This is a genomic window from Kribbella amoyensis (assembly GCF_007828865.1).
Classification (GTDB): domain Bacteria; phylum Actinomycetota; class Actinomycetes; order Propionibacteriales; family Kribbellaceae; genus Kribbella; species Kribbella amoyensis.
This window is the reverse complement of record NZ_VIVK01000001.1, coordinates 1,319,617-1,340,624: the sequence shown is the minus strand read 5'-3', so window position 1 is coordinate 1,340,624 and position 21,008 is coordinate 1,319,617. Positions and strand designations below refer to the sequence as shown.

The window sequence follows — 21,008 nt, the reverse complement described above, 5'->3', positions numbered from 1 at the left end:
GTGGAGGAGTTCCGATGAGCGACCAGCACGGCGACCCCGCCGACCCTGACCGGCCGAAGCCCGCCGAGCAAGCCCCGCCGGCCGGCGACACCAGCCGGCCGAGCGACGCGACCCCACCGGGCGCTGCGACTCCACCGAGTGGTGGGTCCACCCCGCCGAGTGGTCAGCCCGCTGTGCCGGGTGGTGACGACCCGCGGCCCGGTCCGTACCAGGGCGTGTTCGGCGCGAGCGGACAGCAGCCACCGCCCCCGCAGTACGATCCGGCCACCGGTGTCGAGCGGCCCGGTCCGTACCAGGGTGCCTTCGGCCAGCCGGGTGGTCCCGGTCCGCAAGGTGGATTCGGCCAGCGGGGCGGCTACGGGCAGTACGGTCAGCAGCCGCCGAATCCGTGGGGTCAGCCGCAGAGCCCGTACGCCTACCAGCAGGCACCGGTCGCACCGCCGAAGCAGGTCGTGATCGCCTCGGTGATCGCGTTCGGGCTGGGTGGTCTGTGTGTCCTGCTCGGGTTGTTCTCGCTGACCGCGGCCGGTGGAGAGATCGCCGAGACGCTGGCCGGGTCGAGCGATATGCAGGGCGTCGTGGTGGCCGCGATCCTGCTGTCCAGCGTGCTCTACCTCCTGCCGGCGATCTTCGTCCGCAAGCGCAAGCAGTGGGCCCGGATCATGCTCATCGTGGTCGCCGCGATCGGGATCGCCGGCGGCGTCGGCGCCCTGCCCGGCAGCCTGATCGGGCTCGGGTTGCACGCCGCACTGCTGATCCTGATGCTGCAGCAGCCCACGAAGCTCTGGTTCCAGCACCGCTGATGGAGATCTGGATCAACCCGGCCTGTTCCAAGTGCCGGGCTGCCACCGCCGCCCTGGACGAGGCCGGGATCGCCTACACGACCCGGCGTTACCTCGACGACCCGCCGACGCCGGCGGAGCTGGCAGAGGTCCTGGCCCGGCTCGACCTGGAGCCGTGGCACATCACCCGTACCGGCGAGCAGGCGTACGCCACCCTCCGCGATCTGCCGCGCGACGCAGAGCACCGGGACGAGTGGATCGCGGCTCTGTGCGCCGGTCCGATCCTGATCCAGCGGCCGATCCTCACCGCCGACGACGGCAGCACGGCCGTCGCTCGTGATCCCGAGGCGCTGAGCCGCCTGCTCGATCGCTGAACCCTCTTCCGCTCCGCTCGCTCCCGCGCATCATGAGAGAGCGAGGGGAGGCCGCCAGTGATCGAACAAGGGGCGATCGGAGTCGCGCTGGTGCTGGCCGCGGGGCGAGGGCTCCGGATGCGGTCGGCGCGTCCGAAGGCGTTGTGCCGGGTCGGGGGGATCAGCCTGCTGGAACGCTGCAGCCAGGTGCTGCGCCAGGCCGGGGTACGACGGGTCGTCGTTGTGGCCGGCTATCGGGCCGAGGACGTCGTCGCGGCGGTCCGGGCCAGGAACCTGCCGGTCGAGGTGGTGACGAATCCGGACTGGGAACTCGGGACGGCGTCGTCGGTGCTGGCCGGTCTGCGCGCGGTCGGGGACTGCCGCTGTCTGGTGGTGATGGGCGACCACGTCTTCGAGGCGGCCGACCTGCGCCGCCTGCTCACCGCCGACGGCCGCAACGTGATCGCGGTCGACCGGGACCCGGATCGCCAGGTCGGCGGCCTGAACGGCGATCCACCGAACCGGGTCCGGCTGCGCGAGGACGGCCAGGTCGCCGCGATGGGGACCGAACTGGACTGCTACGACGCGGTGGACGCCGGGCTGGCGGTGGTCCAGGTGAGCGACGTCCTGTCCGTCGCCGACTCGGGATCCCGGACCTGGCTCGAACTCCGGCAACGCATGCTCTTGCGTGGATGCCCCGTGCAGACCCGTGAAGTCCAAGGGCTCTGGGCGGACGTCGACACCCCGGAAGCGGTGCGCGCGCTGGAGCGGTTCATGTGGCGGCGCTACGGTCCGAAGCCGACCGACGGCGTCATCGCCCGGACGGTGAACCGGCGCATCTCGGGGCCGCTCACCCGGATGCTGCTGCGGACCGGCCTCAAACCCGACGCCGCGACCGCCCTCGCCTTCGCCGCGACCCTGCTCGCCGCCGGCCTGGTGGCCACCGGCAACACCTGGCTGATGGTTGCCGGGGGCATCGGTGTGGTACTCGGCTCGGCCCTCGACGGCGTGGACGGCGAGCTCGCCCGGGTCAGCGGTACGGCGTCCCGGCGCGGCGCCACCCTGGACACCCTGCTCGACCGGTACGCCGATCTCGCGGTCGTGCTCGCCCTGGTGCTCGCGGACGGCGGGACCCGGACCGCGTGGACGTGGGGGTTCGCCGCGGCCGCCGGATGCCTGCTGGTCTCGTACATCCACGCGGTCGGCCGGGACACCGACGTCCGGCTGCTGTTCCGTCGGGAGTTCCGGTTGCTGATCTTCGCGATCGCGGCCGTGATCGGGATGCCGCTGTGGGGCCTGATCGCGGTGGCGGTGGCCGCCAACCTCGACGTGATTCGCGGCGTGGTCCTGCTGCTGAGGGCGATGCGCGAGTAAGTCAGCCGGCCGGTGGTGCGGTGGTCGAACGGAGGACCAGCGAGGTGTCCAGTTCGCGGCGGACATCAGCCCGAGCCCCGTCGAGCGAGGAGAGCAGCAGGTCGACGGCCGCGCGACCCGCGTCCCCACCGTGGGCGGACACCGTGGTCAGGGGCGGGTACATGGTCGCTGCGAGCACGTCGTCGCAGCCGATCACGCTGAACTCGTCCGGGACCCGCATCCCGCGCTCGGCCAGCCCGGCCAGGACGCCCTGGGCCAGCAGGTCGTCGAACGCGATCGCCGCCGACGCCCCGGAGGCCAGGATCGCCTCGGTCCGCTGCACGCCCGCGTCGTACGTGGACCGGCGGGCCGCGACCGCGGTCACCTTCACCCCCAACCGGCGCCCGGCCGCCCGGACCGCGTGCCGGCGTTGGGCGTTGGACCAGGACGAGGCGGGGCCGCTGACGTAGACCAGGTGCCGGTGGCCCAGCCCGGCCAGGTGCTCGACGGCGGCCTCGATCCCGGTCGCGGTGTCGATCAGGACCCGGGGCAGGCCGGGCACGTCCCGGTTGATCAGGACCAGCGGGCGGCGTTCGGCGTGCGCGAGGATCTGCTCCTCGGTCATCCGGGACGAGGCCAGCACGATCCCGTCGGTCTGCGGGCCGAGCTTGCCGACCAGCACGTCCTCGCGGGTCGGGTCCTCGTCCGAGTCGCCGAGCAGCAGGCTGAACCCGGCCTGGTCCGCGGCCGCCTGGGCTCCGCGGATCAGCGGCGGGAAGAACGGGTTCGCGATGTCCGGGACGACGATAGCGACGGTGCCGGCCCGGCCGGTACTGAGCGCGCGGGCGGTGTGGTTCGGGACGTAGCCGAGCCGGGTGGCGACCTCCATCACGTGCGCGACCGTCTCGGCGGTGATCATCTCCGGCCGGGAGAACGCCCGGGACACCGTGGACTTCGAGACTCCGGCCGCCTCGGCCACCTGGTTGATGGTCGGCCGGCCGCCGGATCCGCGCTGCTGGGTCACGCGCTCACTGTACGGGGCGACCGGACCGATTTCGCTTGATCGCTTGACGTGCAACCGGTTGCACGGCATGGTTGCGGGAACGCGGTCCGAGCGGTCCGCGTTCCGCGACGGTTCCGCAGCAAGGGAGATTCCGGTGGCAGCTCTGGACTGGCTGGTGGTCGGCGGCTACTTCTTCGTGATGGTGGCGATCGGCCTGTGGGCGAAGGCGCGGGTGCACGACGCCGCCGACTTCTTCACCGCCGGCGGCCGGATGCCGTGGTGGCTGTCGGGCATCTCACACCACATGTCCGGGTACAGCTCGGCCGTGTTCGTCGGGTACGCGGCGATCGCGTACACCGAGGGCTTCGTGCTCTACGTCTGGTGGGCGCTCGGCATCACCTTCGCGATGGTGGTCGGCGCGTTCGTCTTCGCGCCCCGCTGGCCACGACTGCGGCAACGGCTCGGCGTGATCTCACCACTGGAGTACCTGAAGATCCGGTACAACCTCCCGACCCAGCAGCTGCTGGCCTGGAGCGGGACGGCGCTGAAGGTGTTCGACGTCGGTGCGAAGTGGACCGCGACGGCCTTGCTGCTCAACGTTTTCGCCGGCGTCCCGATCGCGTGGGGCGTGCTGATCACCGGTGGGGTCACGCTGATCTACTCGACGATCGGCGGGCTGTGGGCCGACGCGCTCACCGACCTCGGCCAGTTCGTCATCCAGCTGGTCGCCGGGATCGTGCTGTTCGTCGCGGTGCTCGGCAAGCTGGGCGGGGTCTCCTCGATCTGGACGATGTGGGGCGACCTGCCGGAGGGCAACGCGAAGCCGTTCAACGGCCAGTACACGGTGCTGTTCGTGATGGTGTACCTGCTGATCAACACGCTGTCCTACAACGGCGGTACCTGGAACCTGGCGCAGCGGTTCATCGCCTCGCCCAGCGGCAGTGAGGCTCGCCGGGCGGCGCTGTTCTCCGGTGGGCTGTACCTGGTCTGGCCGCTGGTGATGTTCTTCCCGATGTGGGCCGCGCCGATCCTGCTGCCCGACCTGGCCAAGCCGGACCAGTCGTACGCGCTGCTGACCCAGGAGCTGCTGCCGATGGGCCTGATCGGGCTGGTGCTGGCCGGGCTGTTCTCGCACACGATGGCGATGACCGGTTCGGACGCGAACGCGATCTCGGCCGTTGTCACCCGCGACATCGTGCCGGCCCTCTGGCGGGGCGCGCACCGGATGACCGGCAGGACCGAGCTGCTCCTCGGCCGGATCAGCACCTTCGCGTTCATCGCGCTGAGCATGGCGATCGCGCTCACCGCGGACAGCTTCGGCGGCGTGCTCGGCCTGCTGATCCTCTGGTTCGGCGGCCTGGTCGGGCCGATCGCGATCCCGATGCTGCTCGGTCTGCTGCCCGCGTTCCGGCGCTGTGGCCCGGCCGCGGCGATCGTCTCCTGGGCGACCGGTCTGCTGGTCTTCTTCGTCACCCGGTACGTCTTCGACGAGCGGATCGCCGAACTGGCCAAGGACAAGGTCACCGCGATCCAGGTCGGCGGCCCGGTGGTCTGCTCGCTGATCGTGTTCGTCCTGATCGGCCTGCTCCGGCCGTGGCACAACGCCGCCTCCGACGAGCTGGTGGATGCCCTCAGCAACGACCCGGACGGCGCCGGCGACCTCGAGGTGAAGGCCGGGCATGCCTGATCCGTACGCACGGCACCTGGTGGACGACGTCCTGGGCTGGTGGATGGAGAACGGCCCGGACCGCGAGTACGGCGGGGTCCTGACCTGCTGGGACAACGCGGGCACGACCCTGGTGTCCACGGACAAGTACACCTGGTCCCAGGGCCGCTGGGTCTGGCTGATGGCCCGCGTCGTCACCGCGGTCCGGAACGGCATGCTCGACCTCGATCCCGCGCCGTACCTGGAGCAGGCGCGGACCACGGCCGCGTTCCTCCGGGATCACGCTGTGCTCGCGGACGGCTCCACGGCGTACGTGACCGATCGGGCCGGGTCGCCGAAGGAGCCGGTTGTCGGGGACGGGGTGAGCGTGAGCGTGTTCGCGGACCTGTTCGCGGCGCTCGGATTCGCCGGACTGGCCCAGCTCGATCCGGAGTGGGGCGAGCCCGCCGAGGAGATCCTGCTGTCCGCGGCCCGCCGGATCGAGGCCGGGACGTACCGGTCGGAGCCGTACCCGGTGCCGTCGGGCCACGACTCGTTCGCGTTGCCGATGATCCTGCTCGGAGTCGGCGAACAGGTGCACCGGGCCACCAAGTCGGCCGCGTCCGCCGAGATCGTCCGGGCCGCCGTGGCCGCGATCGAGGGGACGTTCGTCCGCGGGACCGAGGTGGTCGAGATGCCGCCGCGGACCGCCGACCGCGGCGACCTGCTGCTCAGCCGGCATCGGGCTCCGGGGCACACGCTCGAGGCGCTGTGGTTCCTGCAGCACGCGGCCGACCTGGTCCCCGGTTCGCTCGCCGACGACCCCGATCGCCTGGCCGGCATCGCGGTGCATGCCTGCCGGCTGGACTGGGACGACGAGTACGGCGGTCTGCTGCGCTTCGTCGATCGCGAGGGCGGCGAGCCGACGGGACGCCGGACGGACGACCCGTACGAGGCGCTGGTCGTCGGCACCTGGGACACGAAGCTGTGGTGGCCGCACGCGGAAGCGCTGTACACGACGGCCTTGCTGAGCCGGCTCACCGGACGAGCCGACGTCGCCGAGTGGCACGAGGAGCTGTCCCGCTACACGCTGCGGACGTTCCCGGCCGGGCCAGGGCGGGAGTGGGTCCAGATCCGGCAGCGGGACGGGAGTCCGCTGGAAGCCACGGTCGCGCTGCCGGTGAAGGATCCGTTCCACATCGCCAGGTCACTGCTGTTGCTGGTCGAGCTGTTGCACACCAACCGAGACACGGAGGTCCAGTGAGTACGACGGGGACGGAACAGCCCACGGTCCAGGTGTTTCCCGACCGGGAGGCGCTCGGCCGGAAGGCGGGCGACGACATCGCGGCAGAACTGCGCCGCCGGCTGGCCCAGCAGGACGGCGTGCGGATGATCTTCGCGGCCGCACCGAGCCAGCAGGAGACGCTGGCCCGGTTGCGGGTTGCCGAGGGCATCGACTGGAGCCGGGTGACCGCGTTCCACATGGACGAGTACGTCGGCCTGCCGGCCGATGCGCCGCAGCGGTTCGCCGCGTGGCTGAACAAGGCCCTCTTCGACCACGTCCCGTTCGGCAAGGTCCACCTGCTGGACCCCACCGAGGACCTGGCCGCGGACGTCCGGCAGTACGCCGACGAGCTGGCCTCGGCGCCGATCGACCTGGTGGTGCTCGGCATCGGGGTGAACGGGCACATCGCGTTCAACGACCCGCCGGACGCGGACCTGGACGACCCGGAGCCGGTCCGGGTGGTCGAGCTCGCCGAGGCGAGCCGCCGGCAGCAGGTCGACGACGAGTGCTTCGACCGGATCGAGGACGTGCCGACCACGGCGATCACCTTGACGGTGCCGCGGCTGCTCGACGCGGAGCGCCTGTTCTGCGTCGTCCCCGGAGCCCTGAAGGCGAACGCGGTCCGCGCTGCGCTGACGGATCCGATCGGCCCCGCGTGCCCGGCGACGGTCCTGCGACGCCACGCCGACTGCACGCTGTACCTCGACAAGGAGTCGGCCGCTCATGTCCGATGACAGCATGACAGCGGACGAGCTGTGCCGCGGCTACCTGGACAACGTCCACGAGCTGCTGCAACGGATCCAGACCGAGGAGTCGAAGTCCATCGCGGCCGCGGCGGGGCTGCTCGCGGACCAGATCGCGGCCGACCGGCTGGTGCACATCTTCGGGCCCGGCGGCCACTCGAACCTGGCGGCCCAGGAGGTGTTCTTCCGGGCCGGCGGGCTGATGCACATCGCCGCGATCCTGGACGAGGGGACGCTGCTGTCCAACGGCGCGCTGCGGTCGATGGCGATCGAGCGGACCCCGGGGTACGGGCGCATCGTGGTCCGGGATCGCGAGCTGGGCGAGGGCGATCTGCTAATCCTGGTGAACGCGTACGGCATCAACGCCGCCCTGATCGACGCGGCGCTGGAAGCCCGGGAACGCGGGGTCAAGCTGATCGGGATCAGCTCGCGGTCGCATGCCGAGCAGACGGCACCGGAGCACCCGGCGCGGCACCCGACCCGGCAGAACCTGCACGACCTGGTCGACGTGGCGATCGACTCGAAGGTGCCGATCGGCGACGCGATCATGGACGTCCCCGGCGCGCCGGAGCGGATCGCCGCGGTGTCGACGTTCGCCAACGCGTTCGTACTCAACTCGCTGACGCTGTGCACCGTCACCGAACTGGTGGCCCGGGGCATCGAACCGCCGGTCTGGCGGAGCGGCAACGCGCCGGGCGGCGACGAGGCGAACAACCGGTTCGTCGGCCGGTTCCGGCATCGGGTGCCCACGCTGTGACGACGTACACCGGCCTGGACCCGGCCACCGGCCGCCTGCTGGCGGTGGAGGTCGGGGACGGGCGGATCTTGTCCGTGGCAGAAAGCTCGGGCGACCTGGCGGGGGCCGGGTGGCTGGCGCCGGGGCTGGTGGATCTGCAGGTGAACGGGTTCGGCGGGTTCGACGTGAACGGGCCGGAGGTCACGGCGGACACCGTGATCGAGCTCGTCCGCGCCCTCGCCGTCGCCGGGACGACGACCTTCGTCCCGACCGTGATCACGGCCTCCGAGGCCGACATCGTCCGGTCTCTGCAGGCGATCGCGGCCGCGCGTTCGGTGGATCCCGCGACCCGGTCGGCGATCCCGTTCGCGCACGTGGAAGGACCGCACCTGTCGCCCGACGACGGTCCCCGTGGGGTCCATCCGGTCGAGCACATCCGGCCGCCGGACGTGGCGGAGTTCACCCGGTGGCAGGAGGCTTCCGGCGGGTTGGTCGGCATGGTCACGCTGTCGCCGCACCACCCGGCGTCCGCCGAGTACGTGCGCGCTCTGAGCAGCGCCGGCGTCCTGGTCGCGGTCGGTCACACGGCGGCGACACCTGACGAGATCATTGCCGCTGTCGATGCGGGCGCGACCCTCTCGACCCATCTCGGCAACGGCGCCGACGCGGTACTCCCGCGGCACCCGAACTACCTGTGGACCCAGCTGGCCGACGACCGCCTCACGGCGGGATTCATTGCCGACGGCCACCACTTGCCCGGCGACACGCTCACCGCGATGCTCCGCGCCAAGGGTCTCGACCGCAGCATCCTGGTCTCCGACTCGGTCGCGCTGGCCGGATCCCCGCCAGGCGACTACCGGACCCCGGTCGGCGGCACGGTCCAGCTCACCGAGTCCGGCCGGCTTTCGTACGCGGGGACGCCGTACCTCGCGGGGGCCGCACGGTCGTTGGCGGACTGCGTGGCGACCGCGACCGAGCTGGGCCGGATCCGGCTGGCCGACGCGATCCGGCTGGCGACGGCGAATCCCGGGCGGTTCGTGGGTGGTCGTGGGGAACTGCGACCGGGTGAACCGGCGGACCTGATCGAGTTCGACTGGGCTCCGGGTGACAAGGTGTTGCGGTTGCGGAAGGTCGTCCAAGCGGGTCAGGAGGTCGGTCGGTGAGCAGGGTGCAGGCGGGTGTCGCGGTGATCGACGTGACCCCGGCGGTCGGCACGTGGATGTCCGGGTTCGTGGCGAGAACGGGTCCGTCGACGGGTGCGCACGACCCGATCACGGTCCGCGCGGTGTGCGTCGACGACACCGCGATCGTGGCGGTGGACGTGGTCGGCCTGCACGAGGACTTCTGCGCGGCGGTCGCCCGCGGTACGTCGTTGCCTAGCGCAAACGTCCGGGTGCACGCGACGCATACCCACGGCAGCCCGGCCAGCGTGGTGGACCGGCTCGGCGGCAACGCGGACCCGGCCTGGCTCGAATCGCTGGAGCAGGCCTGCGTGGCCGCGGTGGAGGAGGCGCGCCGGACCAGCCGGCCAGCCCGCGTACTCGCCGGGTACGCGGCCGAGGTCGACGTGGCCCACAACCGGCGACGGACGGACGGCCCGGTCGATCGGTCGGTCCCGGTCGTGCACCTGGTCGACGAAGCGGGCGACCCGATCGCGATCGTGGTCTCGTACGCCTGCCACCCGGTCGTCCTCGGCGCCGACAACACCCTGCTCACCGCCGACTACCCCGGCGTCGTCCGGCGGGTCGTCGAAGCGCAGTACGCCGGAGCCGTGGCCCTCTTCCTCACCGGATGCGCCGGCGACGCCAACACCGGCCACGCCGCCAGCGCCTCGGTCTCCCTCCAATCGGGAGCCAACCGGACCTTCGCCGACGCCGAAGCCGCCGGTACCGAACTCGCCGACGCGGTGATCGCCGCCGAGCTCCACCCGGTCGACGGGAACGTCACCGCAGCGGTTGCCGAGGTCACCCTGACCATCGACGTCGACCCGCAGTTCAGCGATGCGGCGGCGGAGTGGCGGGCGGTGGCGGCGGATCCCGAGGCGGACACGGCGACAACGGCCTTGATGCAGTGCTGGGTCGAGTGGGCCGACAAGTTCGCGTCGATCGAGCCGAGTACCTGGCAAGCGCGGGTCGGTCTGCTGCGCTGGGGCGGCGTCCGGATCGTCACGTTGCCCGGCGAGCCGTTCACCCAGACAGGGTTGGACCTCCGCGCCACCTTCGACCGGGATCCCGGCATCACCATCGTCGCCGGGTACACCGACGGGTGCCCCGGCTACCTGCCGACGACCTGCGAGTACCATTACGGCGGGTACGAGGTCGCCGAGGCGCACCGGTACTACGGGCTCCCGGGCCCGTTCGCCGCCGGCTCGGCCGAACGACTCGCGGAAGCCGTCACCGAGCTCTGATCAGAGCTTGGTGAGCCGGTTCAGCGCTTCCTCCAGGACGTGCTGCTGCTTGCAGAACGCCCAGCGGACCAGCGGGCGCCCGGCGTCGACGTTGTCGTAGAAGACCTGGTGCGGAATCGCCACCACGCCGGTCTTCTCCGGCAGCATCCGGCAGAACTCGACCCCGTCGTCGTACCCGAGCGGCCGCACGTCGGTGGTGACGAAGTACGTCCCCTGCGGCCGGTGCACGCCGAAGCCGAGCGATTCCAGCCCGTCGCAGAGCAGATCGCGGCGGGCCTGCATCCCGGCCCGGAAGTCGTCGAAGTACTCGTTGCCTAAAGCAAGCGCTCCGGCCACGGCCGGCTGGAACGGCGCCCCGGACACGTAGGTGAGGAACTGCTTCGACGTGTTCACCGCGGTGACCACCTCGGGCGTGCCGGTGACCCACCCGACCTTCCACCCGGTGACCGAGAACGTCTTGCCCGCGCTTCCGATCGACACGGTCCGCTCGGCCATCCCGTCGTACGCGGTGAGTGGCCGGTGCTCGCCCCCGTCGTACACGAGGTGCTCGTACACCTCGTCGGTGATGACGACGAGATCGTGCTCGACCGCGACCGCCGCGATCCCGCGCAGCTCCTCGTCGGTGAGCACGGTCCCGGTCGGGTTGTGCGGCGAGTTGATCAGCAGCACCTTCGTCCGCGGAGTCACGGCGGCCCGCAACTCGTCCAGGTCCAGGCGGAACTCAGGAGCACGCAGCGTGACCGGAACCCGGTGCCCACCCGCCATCGCGATCCCGGCGGCGTAGGAGTCGTAGTACGGCTCGAGCGCGATCACTTCGTCCCCGGGCTCGACATAAGCGAGCAACGCGGCCGCGATCGCCTCGGTGGCGCCGGTGGTGACGAGGACCTGGGTGTCGGGGTCGTACTCCAGCCCGTAGAACCGCTTCTGGTGATCCACGACCGCTTGGCGCAACGCGGGGATCCCCCGGCCGGGCGGGTACTGGTTCGCCCCGGACCGGATCGCGGCGACCGCGTCCTCGAGCAGCGACTCGGGCCCGTCGGTGTCGGGGAACCCCTGCCCGAGATTCACCGAGTTCGTCGCCACCGCGAGGGCGGACATCTCGGCGAAGATGGTGGTCCCGAGTCCGTTCAACCGCTGAGCGTGATCGCGCATGACCCTGACCCTAACCAAAGCACCCGGGGTGATGTCAGCAGTCGGCCTTCACGGTGGTGAGCATGGTGTCCACGGCCGCGATGAAATCCCGGTATCCCGCGACCACCGCGGCGAGCGTCGCGGCGGTCGGCCCGGCGATGGCGGTGGACAGCGCGGTCTGCAGGGTGCCGTAGGTCCTCTCGACCGCCTCGATCTGGAACGGGTACTCGGCCTCGGCATCGGTCTTCACCTGCGCGAGATCGTCCTCGACGGCGTTCAGCCCGTCCTTCAGCTCGGTGCGCGCACTGGGCGAACCGAAGTCGATCTGCTGGATCGCCTGGACGGACGACTTGAGCGTGTCCACGGCGTAGCAGATGGGCCGATCACCCGAACAACTGGTGAGGGAGAGGGCGAGAAGCGCTGTCGTCAAACCACCGACCACGGGAGACCTCATCCGCGTTCACCCCTTCGCGAGACCAGACCCTCACATCCTGCGGGCGGGAAAACCCCACCACCTCACCCAAACCACGTGAGTGTGCGCACCGGCATCACTCATCAACCTCCCGACCACACCGCCATCCGACGCCTTCCACGCCTGGTCACCTCCGCTGACCGGCCGGCAAGGCGGGTTGATGAGTGCTGCAGCTCCGCCCTGTCACGGACTGGGAAGGGCAACCTGCGGATCTGGGCGTAGGGCGCGTAACCACAGTTCGGTTTGGGCTATGTGGGCCGACGCCGCGGTTGCGGCCGCTGCCGGGTCGCGGTTGGTGATGGCGGCGAGGATCGCGCGGTGGCCGCGGTCGCTGGTTTCCTTGATCGCGTTGAAGTCCGCGCCTGGGTCGAAGATCCGGTAGTGCCCGCCGCGGCCGCGGATCACCCCGGTCAGCGCCGTCACGGTCGGGTTTCCGCCGGCCGCGCAGATCGCGCCGTGGAACTCCGCGTCGAGGGACTGGATCTCGCCCGCGTCCGTGGTCGCTTCCAACTGGTCCAGGATCGCGGCCAGCTTCGCTTCCAGCCCCGGATCCTGGCGGGCGGCGGCGGCCGCGGTCGCGTGGGATTCGAGGACGCGGCGGACCTCGAGCAGTTGCAGGACGCCTTCCAGCGGGATCAGCTCGACGGACAGCGAGAAACGGCTGATGATCTCGGCGGGGTCGAGCGCGGAGACGTACGTGCCGGAGCCGTGCCGGGATTCGATCACACCGAGCGCGGCGAGTGAGCGGACCGCTTCGCGCAGTGAGCTGCGGGACACGCCGAGGTGGTCGCAGAGCTCCGGCTCGGGCGGGAACTTCGCTCCCGGCCCGAGTTCCCCGGACGCGATCATCTGTCGCAGGCCGGCCAGTGCCTTGTCGGTGGCTGCCATGAGACCTCCTCAAGTCCTCAGACCACTTACGGTCACATCATCATCAAGTCCTTGTCGTCACAGCGCAATCCTCGCTAATGTCTGGTCAACGGTCGACCAATTCATCAGATGTCAGGGCAAACATCCACTGCCATCGACTGAGCCACCCCCTGGCCCACATCCCCTGAGGAGAAGTGCCGTGCGTCACCGACAGATGTTTGCACCCCTCACCGCCGCGCTGGCTGCGGCCACACTCGTCGTCACCGCCTGTGGCCCCGGCCCGGCCGAGAAGGCGCAGGAAGGCGGCGAGGTCCGGCTGCAGATGGTCGAGAGCCTGACCAACCCGACCCGGACCCAGCTGCTCAAGAAGCTCATCGCCGACTTCGAGGCGAAGAACGACGGCATCAAGGTGCAGCTCATCTCGCCGCCGACGAACCAGGCGGACCAGAAGATCCAGCAGATGCTCCAGTCCGGCAAGGGCGTGGACGTGCTGGAGGTCCGCGACACCACCGTCGGCCCGTTCTCCACGAACAAGTGGATCTACGACATGGCCCCCGACCTGAAGGGCTGGGACGGCCTGGACGCGCTCACCCCGAACGCGTTGCAGGTCACCCAGCAGGGCGGCAAGTCGTACATGGTCCCGTACGGCTTCTACGGGTTGTCGCTGTTCTACCGCAAGGACCTGGTCCAGCAGGCCGGGTTCAGCGGACCGCCGAAGAGCTGGACCGAGATGGTCGAGCAGGCGAAGAAGATCAACGACCCGTCGAAGAACCGGTACGGCTACTCGTTCCGCGGCGGTCTCGGCGGTGGCGGCAACGCGATCGCGGTGATCTCGGGGTACGTGATCGACGACATCAACAAGGACAACGCGTTCAAGCTGACCGACGGCAAGACGATCTTCTCGTCGCCGAAGGCCGTGGACGCGCTGAACCTGTACGTCGACCTGTTCAAGAACGCGTCGCCGCCGTCGTCGGTGAGCTGGGGCTACCCGGAGATGGTGCAGGGCTTCACGTCCGGGACCACCGGGTTCCTGCTGCAGGACCCCGAGGTGATCGCCACGGTCCGCGAGTCCAAGACGATCAAGGAGGACCAGTGGGGTACGGCGCCGTTGCCCGTCGGCCCGACCGGCAAGGCCGCGCAGCCGCTGGCGAACGCGGGCTGGGGGGTCGCGCAGGGCAGTGAGCAGAAGGAGGCCGCGGTCAAGCTGGTCAAGTTCCTCACCTCCGGCGACGCCGCGATGACGTTCTCGAAGGAGAACAGCCTGGTCCCGATCCTCAAGTCGGCCGCCGAGGACCCGTTCTTCAAGGACGGCCCGTGGGCGTCGTACGTCGCGATGAACTCGTCGCCGGACACCTACGTCGTGGTCACCCAGCCGCGCGGCGTGCCGTGGTCGACCGAGTGGGGCAACAAGGCCGACGCCGACGTCCAGAAGCTGATCACCGGGAAGGCCCAGCCGGCCGAGATCCTGAAGAGCTGGGACGAGTACTGGACGAAGAAGTGGGCCGGGAACTGAGCGCATGGCCCTGACCGAGACTGAGCGGCCGGCCGCCGGAGGTACTCCTGGCAAGGGGGTACCGCGGCGGCCGGTCGGCAACCGGCGCAGGTTCACCGGGCGGACCGCGCTCGTGCTGTTCCTGTTCATGCTGCCCGCGATCGTCTTCGTCGGGCTGTTCACCTACTACCCGTTGCTGAGCGGCATCCAGATGGCGTTCCGCAACTACAACCTGAACGACCTGTCGGACACCTCCTGGGTCGGGCTGGACAACTTCCGCACCCTGGTCGGCGACGAGATGTTCCGCGGCACGGTACGGAACTCGCTGGTCTGGGTGGCCGGCTCGCTGATCCCGCAGTTCCTGATCGGGTTCACGATGGCGCTCTGGCTGCGCCGCCGGTTCCGGTTCCGCGGGGCGTACCAGGCGCTGGTGTTCTTCCCGTGGGCGGTGTCGGGGTTCCTGATCGGGATCCTCTTCCGCTGGATGTTCAACGGCGAGTTCGGTGTGGTCAACGACCTGCTGATGAAGACGCACCTGATCGACACCCCGGTGCCGTGGCTGGCGGACGCGAAGTACGCGATGGTCGCGGTGATCGTGGCGAACGTCTGGTACGGCGTCACCTTCTTCGCGATCATGATCCTGGCCGCGCTGCAGTCGGTACCGGACGAGCTGTACGAGGCGTCCGCGATCGACGGCGCCGGCAAGGTGCGGACGCTGTTCAGCATCACGATCCCGTCGATCCGGACCACGCTCGCGCTGACCGTGCTGCTCCGGGTGATCTGGATCTTCAACTCGCCCGAGCTGATCTTCGGGATGACCGGCGGTGGTCCCGCGAACGAGACCCACATCGTCACCTCGTACATGATCCAGGTGACCCAGGAGGGCGACTACGGCCGCGCCTCGGCGATGGGCGTGATGGTGGTCTTCGTGCTGCTGCTGTTCGCGGTGTTCTACCTGCTCGCGATCAAACCCCGTACGCCGCGCCGGAAGGTGGCCCGATGATCCTCCACGAGACCCTGGCCGGCCGGATCGCCAAGTTCACCGGGCTCGGGATCTGCCTGCTGTTCACGGTGTTCCCGCTGTACTGGATCCTGGTCACGTCGTTCAAGGACCCGGGGTCGATCTTCGCCTACCCGCTGAAGTACTGGCCGTCGCAGTTCTCGCTGGAGAACTACCGCGGCCTGTTCGACCAGTCGAACTTCGGCGTCTTCATCGGCAACAGCCTGATCGTGTCGCTGGTCGCGGCCGCGCTGGCGACGGTGGTGTCGTTGCTCGCGGCGTACGTGCTGGCGCGGTTCGAGTTCGTCTCCAAGGGCGCGGTGATGGGCGCGTTCCTGGTCACCCAGATGATCCCGGGCTTCATCGCGCTCGGGTCGCTGTACATCCTGATGACCAGGATGTACCTGGTGGACAGCCGCTGGGGCCTGGTCCTGGTGTACGTCGCGATCTCGATCCCGCTCTGCACGGTGATGCTGCGCGGCTTCTTCGAGAACGTGCCCGCCTCGCTCGAGGAGGCCGCGATGGTGGACGGCTGCTCCCGGTTGTCGGCGTTGTTCCGGGTACTGGTGCCGGTGATGACGCCGGGGATCGCGGCGTCGTTCATCTTCAACTTCGTGAACTGCTGGAACGAGCTGTTCCTGTCGGTCACGTTGCTGAACAGCGACGAGAACAAGACCGTGCCGGCCGCGCTGAACGGGTTCATCAGCAGCTACAACATCGACTGGGGCTCGATGTCCGCCGCGGCGGCGCTGTCCATCATCCCCACGATGATCCTGTTCGCTTTCGCCAGCCGGTACATCGTCGAAGGTCTGACCGCGGGCGCCGTCAAGGAGTAGAAACCCTGCGACGGCGCCTGCGGGCGACCGCGCCCAGGTGACAGACTGGGCGGGAGTCGACGGAAGGGTGCGGGGCGTGGCGACGGCGGTGATCACTGGGGCCAGTGCCGGCATCGGGCGGGCGTTCGCGGACAAGCTGGCCCGCGAGGGGTACGACCTGGTGCTGGTGGCGCGCGACGAGGCGCGGCTGAAGGAGATCGCGGGGGAGATCTCGCGGTTGCACGGTGTCTCCTGTGAGGTGCTGGCGGCCGACCTGACCGATCCGGAGCAGCTGGCGGTGGTCGAGCAGCGGTTCCGCACCGGGCCGGTCGAGGTGCTGGTGAACAACGCCGGCTTCGGTCACAAGCGGCCGTTCTGGGCGAACCCGGTCGAGGCCGAGGAACGCCAGCTCGACCTGCTCGTCCGGGTCGTCCTCCGGCTCACCCACGCGGCCGTGCTGCCGATGATCGAGCGCGGCTCCGGTGCGGTGGTGAACGTGTCGTCGGTGGCCGGGTTCGTACCCCGCGGGACGTACAGCGCGCACAAGTCCTGGGTGACGAACTTCTCCTCCGGGCTCGCGGTCGAGCTGCACGCGAAGGGCGTCGCGGTGATGGCGGTGTGCCCCGGGTTCGTGCGGACCGAGTTCCACCGCCGGATGGGCGTGGACAAGACGATCATCCCGTCGTTCCTCTGGCTGGACGCGAACGACCTGGCCGACGCCGCCTGGGCCGACCTGATGCGCGGCAAGGCGATCTCGATCCCGACCTGGCGGTACAAGCTGATCGCGTTCGGCGCCCGGACCGTCCCGCGCTCGCTGGTCGCCCGGGTCTCCACGCTCGGTCTCGACGGCCGTCGGCGCGGCTGATCGGTGCGCGTCCTCAGCTGGAACCTGTGGTGGCGGTTCGGTCCCTGGGAGCAGCGTGAGGCCGCGATCCTGACGGTGCTGCGGGCCGCCGACGCCGACCTGATCGGCCTCCAGGAGGTATGGGCTCAGGGCCACGAGAACCAGGCCGAGCTGCTCGCCGCCGAGCTCGGGCTGCACTGGACGTTCGAGCCGTCGCTCGCGCCGGAGTCCTGGCAGCGTCGGATCGGCGACCCGACGGTTGCTGTCGGCAACGCGATCCTCAGCCGGCCGCCGATCGACGAGCGGGAGGTCCGCCGATTGCCCGGCGCGGAGGGACGGTTCGCGCTGTACGCCTCGACCGGTGGGGTGCCGTTCTTCACCGCGCATCTGGAGGCGCCGCTGGATGCTTCCGCGGTGCGCTGTGATCAGGTGCGTGCGTTGGCGGAGTTCGTCGCGGAGCACCCGGGCGGCCATCCGCCGGTCGTCACCGGGGACTTCAACGCCGTCCCGGACTCCGACGAGCTGCGCCTCTTCAGCGGACTACGGACCGCGCCGCCGGTACCGGGTCAGGTCCTGATCGACGCTTGGGAGTACGCGGCTCCCGGCGAGCCCGGTGCGACCTGGGACGCCGCCAATCCGTACGTCCGGCGCACGTTCACCCCGAGTGCGCGGGTCGACTACGTCCATGTCGGTGTCCCGCGGCCGGACGGAGGCGGGCACGTCACCGCGGTACGCCGGGCCGGAGCCGAGGCGGTCGACGGGGTCTGGCCGTCGGACCACGCGGCGGTGGTCGTGGACCTCGCCCCGGTGTTAGATCCCGCCCCGGTGGTCGTGGATCCCGCGCCGGTGAGCGGCAACTGAGACACGGCGGCCCGGAGCAAATCCCGAGCCAACCAATCCGTGCTCGCTAGCGTCCACTTCATCGACGCGACGAAGACGGAGAGGTGGGACCGATGGCGGGACGGGGATGGCGGACGCGCCGGACGACGGCGGTCGCCGGAGTGGCCGCGGCGACGATGCTGCTGGTGGCCTGCGGCAACGACGCGGGAGCTGGGTCGGGATCGGGCTCGGGGGACGCCTCGACGTCGCCGAGTGCGACGGCCGGTGATTCGCCGACGACGCCGCCGGTGAGCACGCCGACTGCCGGTCCGTCCGGGACGCCGACCGGGACGCCGAGCGCGAAGCCGAGTACGACGCCGACGGGGAAGCCGACGCGGCCACCGGTCGAGACGCCGACGCCGGCCAAGCCGGTCCGCCTGGTCACGTCGATGCTGCTCACCGGTGGAGAGGTCTCCAAGGCCGACCCGAAGCGGGGCTGGGCGGCGACCGAGGGCAGCGCGAGTACGCCGATCTGCGGTCGGTCGTCGACCCGTGGCGAGGACGTGGCCGGCGCGTTGAGCCGGAACTTCACCACCGGACTGGACGCGTCCGGAGGCCAATGGCTCACCCGGTACAAGGACGCGGCGACCGCGACAACGGCGTACAACCGGATCGTCGCCACGATCAAGTCCTGCAAGGCGGCGCGGCCGGCGCCGACCCACGCGCGCAAGCTGACCGAGAACCGGACCCTCCCGGTGGGCCAGGCGACCACGATCCTGCGCTGGTACGACTACCCGCTCCCGTCCGACCCGGGCAGCGAGGACGGCGGCTTCCCGTACGCCGTCACCCGTCAGGGCGCCGTCGTCTCGGTGCTGGCGTTCCGCGAGATGGGCAAGGGTGTCAAGCCCGCCAACTTCGAACGCCTCACCCGAGCCGCCGCCGCCCACCTCGGCTGAACTCACCTCGTCGGAGCAGCCGAGGAGGTCCTGGCCCTGCTCGGGTCAGCGGGCGAGGGGTAGGTCCGCGGCGGTCGCGGCGAGGGTCTTGAGCGTGGCCGCGATGAGCGGGTGATCGGTCCGGCTGCGACGGGTGGCCGCGAAGACCCGGCGGGTGGGTGTCGGCGCGGCCAGCGGCAGGATCGCGGCCGAGGTCCGCTGCGGCAGGGCGAGCTGGGGGACCAGGGAGACCCCGGCGTCGGCCGAGACGAGGGCGGCGACCGAGCGGAAGTCGTCGCTGGTGTGAACGATCCTCGGCTGGAACCCGGCCTGCTCACACGCGAGCAGGACGACGTCCCGGATCGGGTTGCCGACCGACGTCATCACCCAGTCGTCGTCGGCGAGGTCGGTCAGGTCGACCGCTTCGGACCGGGCCGCCGGATGGGTCGGAGGGAGCACGGCCACGAACGGCTCGGCGTACAGCGGGATGACGGTGAGCCGTTCGTCGTCGGCGCGGGGCGAACCGCGGTGCTCGACGGTGACGGCGAGATCGACATCGCCGTCGAGCAGCTGGGTGACGGCCTGGTGTCCCTCGGCATCGCGGACGACGAGCCGCAGGCCGGGCGTGGTCTCGCGGAGCTCGGCCAGCGACGGCGCGACCAGCAGGCTGATCGCGGTCGCGAACGCGGCCACCCGGACCTCGCCGGTGACCCCGTCCGCGTGCAGCCGCATCGCCTCCTCGGCGCGTTCGACCTCGGCGAGGATCGCGTCCGCGTGGGTGAGCAGCAGCCGGCCGGCCGACGTGATCGCGACCCGGCGGCCGCGGCGTTCGAGCAGCTCCTGGCCGACCTCGGTCTCCAGCGCCGCGAGTTGCTGGGAGACGGCCGAGGGGGTCAGGTGCAGCACCTCGGCGGCCGCGGTCACGGTGCCGTGATCAGCCAGGGCCCGCAGGACCCGCAACCTTCGGACTTCGATCACGTGCCTCAGCTTCGCACACCGGCGCGCGGCGGGCGGTTCAGCGGTCTCACCAGTTCGTGAACGACCCGTCGGGCTTGCGCAACCGCGGGAGCTCCCGGGACGCGGCGCGGTACGCGCGGGCGCGTTCGCGGTCGATGTCGACCCCGAGACCGGGCAGGTCCGAGCGCAGCACCCGGCCGGGGACGACCGTCGGGCGAGCCGTGAACAAGGCGGCCAGCTCCGGCTCTGGTTCGGCCTGATGCTCCTGGATCGCGGCACTGGAGCTGGCCAGGTTGAGCTGCAGGGAAGAGGCCGCGGTGACCGGGCCGAGCGGGTTGTGGGTCGCCACCTTGACGTAGTGGGTCTCGCAGCCGGCCGCGATCTTCCACGCCTCGGTCAGGCCGCCCGCGATCGCCACGTCGACCCGGGCGTAGTCGATCAGCTCGGCCTCGACCAACCGGGCGAACTCCCACTTCGAGGCGAACTGCTCACCGGCGGCCAGCGGTACGCCGGTGCGCGCCCGCAACCCGCGGTACGTCTCCGGACGCTCGGCCCGGAGCGGGTCCTCGACGAAGTACGGCCGGGCACTCTCGATCTCCCGGCACAACGTCACCGCCTCGGGGGGATCGAGCCGGGTGTGCACGTCGAGGATGAGCTCGACGTCGTCACCGACCACTTCGCGGACCTGGTGGAACAACTCGATGCCCTGCCGGAGTGTCCGGCGTTCGTCGAGGACGGCGTCGTCGTGCGGTACGGAGAACCGCAGGTGCTGCCAGCCTTCGGTGACGAGTGTGCGGCACCGTTCGAGGAAGCGGGGCCGGTCGTTCATCCCGTCGCCGACGTGGACGTAGCAGGGCACGTGGTCGCGCACCGGCCCACCGAGGAGCTGGTGCACCGGGACGCCGAGCGCCTTGCCGCGGATGTCCCACAACGCGACGTCGAGGGCCGCGATCGCCGAGCTGAGCACGCGGTCGGCGGGGTAGAAGCCGCTCCGGAACATCAGCTGCCAGAGGTGCTCGGTCCGCAGCGGGTCCTCGCCGGTGATCAGCTCGCCCAGGTGGTCGAGACCGCCGGCGACCGCACGCTGCCGGGAGCGGACGCCGACCTCGCCGATGCCGTGGATGCCCTCGTCGGTGTCGACGACGACGAGCATCATCGCGTCGCCGCGATCGGGGAGGGTGAGAACTTCCCAGCCGGTGATCTTCATCGAGCCTCATCCATGTTTCAGAAACGTTGCGGGACGGCGTCATCATTCATCCCAGATCGCCGCACGGCAAGAGGGAAGGCAGCAGGAAAATAGGGTGAATCGAGCTGTTGACATGTTTCGGGATCGATTGCAAGCATGTTGCAACCGAATGACAGAAGAGGT

Annotated in this window: 21 protein-coding genes; 15 read left to right on the top strand and 6 right to left on the bottom strand. The window is 70.4% G+C overall.

Translation table 11 applies throughout. From position 1 onward, the window contains the following. Positions 1 to 14: 14 nt before the first annotated feature. From FB561_RS06465 to FB561_RS06455, 3 genes are read left to right on the top strand one after another with little or no spacing between them, the layout of a single operon-like run. Complete coding sequence (locus FB561_RS06465; RefSeq protein WP_145804065.1) at positions 15 to 803, top strand: hypothetical protein; 789 nt, start codon at positions 15 to 17, stop codon at positions 801 to 803. Next, positions 803 to 1,156 carry an ArsC/Spx/MgsR family protein gene (locus tag FB561_RS06460; RefSeq protein WP_145804063.1) on the top strand — a complete coding sequence of 118 codons (354 nt, stop codon included), beginning with the start codon at positions 803 to 805 and terminating at the stop codon, positions 1,154 to 1,156. The genes FB561_RS06465 and FB561_RS06460 overlap by 1 nt, the downstream gene beginning before the upstream one ends. A gap of 57 nt (positions 1,157 to 1,213) precedes the next feature. After that, entirely contained in the window at positions 1,214 to 2,509 is a 1,296-nt protein-coding gene (locus FB561_RS06455) for an NTP transferase domain-containing protein (protein ID WP_145804061.1), read from the top strand. Position 2,510: 1 nt separating this feature from the next. Here FB561_RS06455 and FB561_RS06450 read toward each other — a convergent pair whose 3' ends face one another. Next, entirely contained in the window at positions 2,511 to 3,512 is a 1,002-nt protein-coding gene (locus FB561_RS06450; RefSeq protein WP_238334674.1) for a LacI family DNA-binding transcriptional regulator, read from the bottom strand. A 133-nt stretch (positions 3,513 to 3,645) separates the two neighbouring features. On the opposite strand from FB561_RS06450, the gene FB561_RS06445 reads away from it, so the two are divergent. The 6 genes from FB561_RS06445 to FB561_RS06420 are packed head-to-tail and all read left to right on the top strand — an operon-like array spanning position 3,646 to position 10,307. Next, positions 3,646 to 5,178 carry a sodium:solute symporter family protein gene (locus FB561_RS06445; protein ID WP_145804056.1) on the top strand — a complete coding sequence of 511 codons (1,533 nt, stop codon included), beginning with the start codon at positions 3,646 to 3,648 and terminating at the stop codon, positions 5,176 to 5,178. After that, positions 5,171 to 6,400 (top strand): AGE family epimerase/isomerase, encoded by a 1,230-nt coding sequence (locus FB561_RS06440; RefSeq protein ID WP_145804054.1) that lies wholly within the window; start codon positions 5,171 to 5,173, stop codon positions 6,398 to 6,400. Before FB561_RS06445 ends, FB561_RS06440 begins: the two co-directional genes overlap by 8 nt. Further along, entirely contained in the window at positions 6,397 to 7,155 is a 759-nt protein-coding gene (locus FB561_RS06435) for a glucosamine-6-phosphate deaminase (protein WP_145804052.1), read from the top strand. The genes FB561_RS06440 and FB561_RS06435 overlap by 4 nt, the downstream gene beginning before the upstream one ends. Beyond that, the gene (locus FB561_RS06430; protein WP_145804050.1) at positions 7,145 to 7,921 is read left to right on the top strand and encodes a sugar isomerase domain-containing protein; all 777 of its coding nucleotides are present in this window, start codon (positions 7,145 to 7,147) and stop codon (positions 7,919 to 7,921) included. Before FB561_RS06435 ends, FB561_RS06430 begins: the two co-directional genes overlap by 11 nt. Continuing rightward, positions 7,918 to 9,063, top strand: coding sequence for an N-acetylglucosamine-6-phosphate deacetylase (locus FB561_RS06425; protein ID WP_145804048.1), 1,146 nt, complete (start codon positions 7,918 to 7,920; stop codon positions 9,061 to 9,063). The genes FB561_RS06430 and FB561_RS06425 overlap by 4 nt, the downstream gene beginning before the upstream one ends. Next, positions 9,060 to 10,307 carry a neutral/alkaline non-lysosomal ceramidase N-terminal domain-containing protein gene (locus FB561_RS06420; RefSeq protein ID WP_145804046.1) on the top strand — a complete coding sequence of 416 codons (1,248 nt, stop codon included), beginning with the start codon at positions 9,060 to 9,062 and terminating at the stop codon, positions 10,305 to 10,307. Before FB561_RS06425 ends, FB561_RS06420 begins: the two co-directional genes overlap by 4 nt. Here FB561_RS06420 and FB561_RS06415 read toward each other — a convergent pair whose 3' ends face one another. From FB561_RS06415 to FB561_RS06405, 3 genes are all read right to left on the bottom strand, one after another. Then, positions 10,308 to 11,459 carry a pyridoxal phosphate-dependent aminotransferase gene (locus FB561_RS06415; RefSeq protein WP_145804044.1) on the bottom strand — a complete coding sequence of 384 codons (1,152 nt, stop codon included), beginning with the start codon at positions 11,457 to 11,459 and terminating at the stop codon, positions 10,308 to 10,310. 34 nt (positions 11,460 to 11,493) lie between these two features. Then, positions 11,494 to 11,868 (bottom strand): hypothetical protein, encoded by a 375-nt coding sequence (locus FB561_RS06410; RefSeq protein WP_145804042.1) that lies wholly within the window; start codon positions 11,866 to 11,868, stop codon positions 11,494 to 11,496. Positions 11,869 to 12,093: 225 nt separating this feature from the next. Beyond that, entirely contained in the window at positions 12,094 to 12,798 is a 705-nt protein-coding gene (locus FB561_RS06405) for a FadR/GntR family transcriptional regulator (RefSeq protein ID WP_145804040.1), read from the bottom strand. A gap of 178 nt (positions 12,799 to 12,976) precedes the next feature. Between FB561_RS06405 and FB561_RS06400 the strand changes: the two genes are divergently transcribed. The 6 genes from FB561_RS06400 to FB561_RS06375 all read left to right on the top strand — a co-directional run bounded on the left by FB561_RS06400 (position 12,977) and on the right by FB561_RS06375 (position 18,703). Then, entirely contained in the window at positions 12,977 to 14,290 is a 1,314-nt protein-coding gene (locus FB561_RS06400; RefSeq protein ID WP_202880554.1) for an ABC transporter substrate-binding protein, read from the top strand. A gap of 4 nt (positions 14,291 to 14,294) precedes the next feature. Further along, positions 14,295 to 15,272, top strand: a complete 978-nt coding sequence (locus FB561_RS06395; protein WP_145804038.1) for a carbohydrate ABC transporter permease — start codon at positions 14,295 to 14,297, stop codon at positions 15,270 to 15,272. Then, positions 15,269 to 16,105 (top strand): carbohydrate ABC transporter permease, encoded by an 837-nt coding sequence (locus FB561_RS06390; protein ID WP_145804036.1) that lies wholly within the window; start codon positions 15,269 to 15,271, stop codon positions 16,103 to 16,105. Before FB561_RS06395 ends, FB561_RS06390 begins: the two co-directional genes overlap by 4 nt. 76 nt (positions 16,106 to 16,181) lie before the next feature. Then, positions 16,182 to 16,949: an SDR family NAD(P)-dependent oxidoreductase gene (locus FB561_RS06385; protein ID WP_145804034.1), complete on the top strand. Its 768-nt coding sequence runs from the start codon at positions 16,182 to 16,184 to the stop codon at positions 16,947 to 16,949. A gap of 3 nt (positions 16,950 to 16,952) precedes the next feature. Then, positions 16,953 to 17,789 (top strand): endonuclease/exonuclease/phosphatase family protein, encoded by an 837-nt coding sequence (locus FB561_RS06380; protein WP_145804032.1) that lies wholly within the window; start codon positions 16,953 to 16,955, stop codon positions 17,787 to 17,789. A 92-nt stretch (positions 17,790 to 17,881) separates the two neighbouring features. Beyond that, positions 17,882 to 18,703: a hypothetical protein gene (locus tag FB561_RS06375; protein ID WP_145804030.1), complete on the top strand. Its 822-nt coding sequence runs from the start codon at positions 17,882 to 17,884 to the stop codon at positions 18,701 to 18,703. A gap of 45 nt (positions 18,704 to 18,748) precedes the next feature. On the opposite strand, the gene FB561_RS06370 is transcribed toward FB561_RS06375, so the two are convergent. Both FB561_RS06370 and FB561_RS06365 read right to left on the bottom strand, forming a co-directional pair. Then, on the bottom strand, positions 18,749 to 19,660 hold the full coding sequence (locus FB561_RS06370; RefSeq protein WP_145804028.1) for a LysR family transcriptional regulator: 912 nt from the start codon (positions 19,658 to 19,660) through the stop codon (positions 18,749 to 18,751). A gap of 46 nt (positions 19,661 to 19,706) precedes the next feature. Beyond that, complete coding sequence (locus FB561_RS06365) at positions 19,707 to 20,846, bottom strand: mandelate racemase/muconate lactonizing enzyme family protein (RefSeq protein ID WP_145804026.1); 1,140 nt, start codon at positions 20,844 to 20,846, stop codon at positions 19,707 to 19,709. Positions 20,847 to 21,008: the final 162 nt, after the last annotated feature.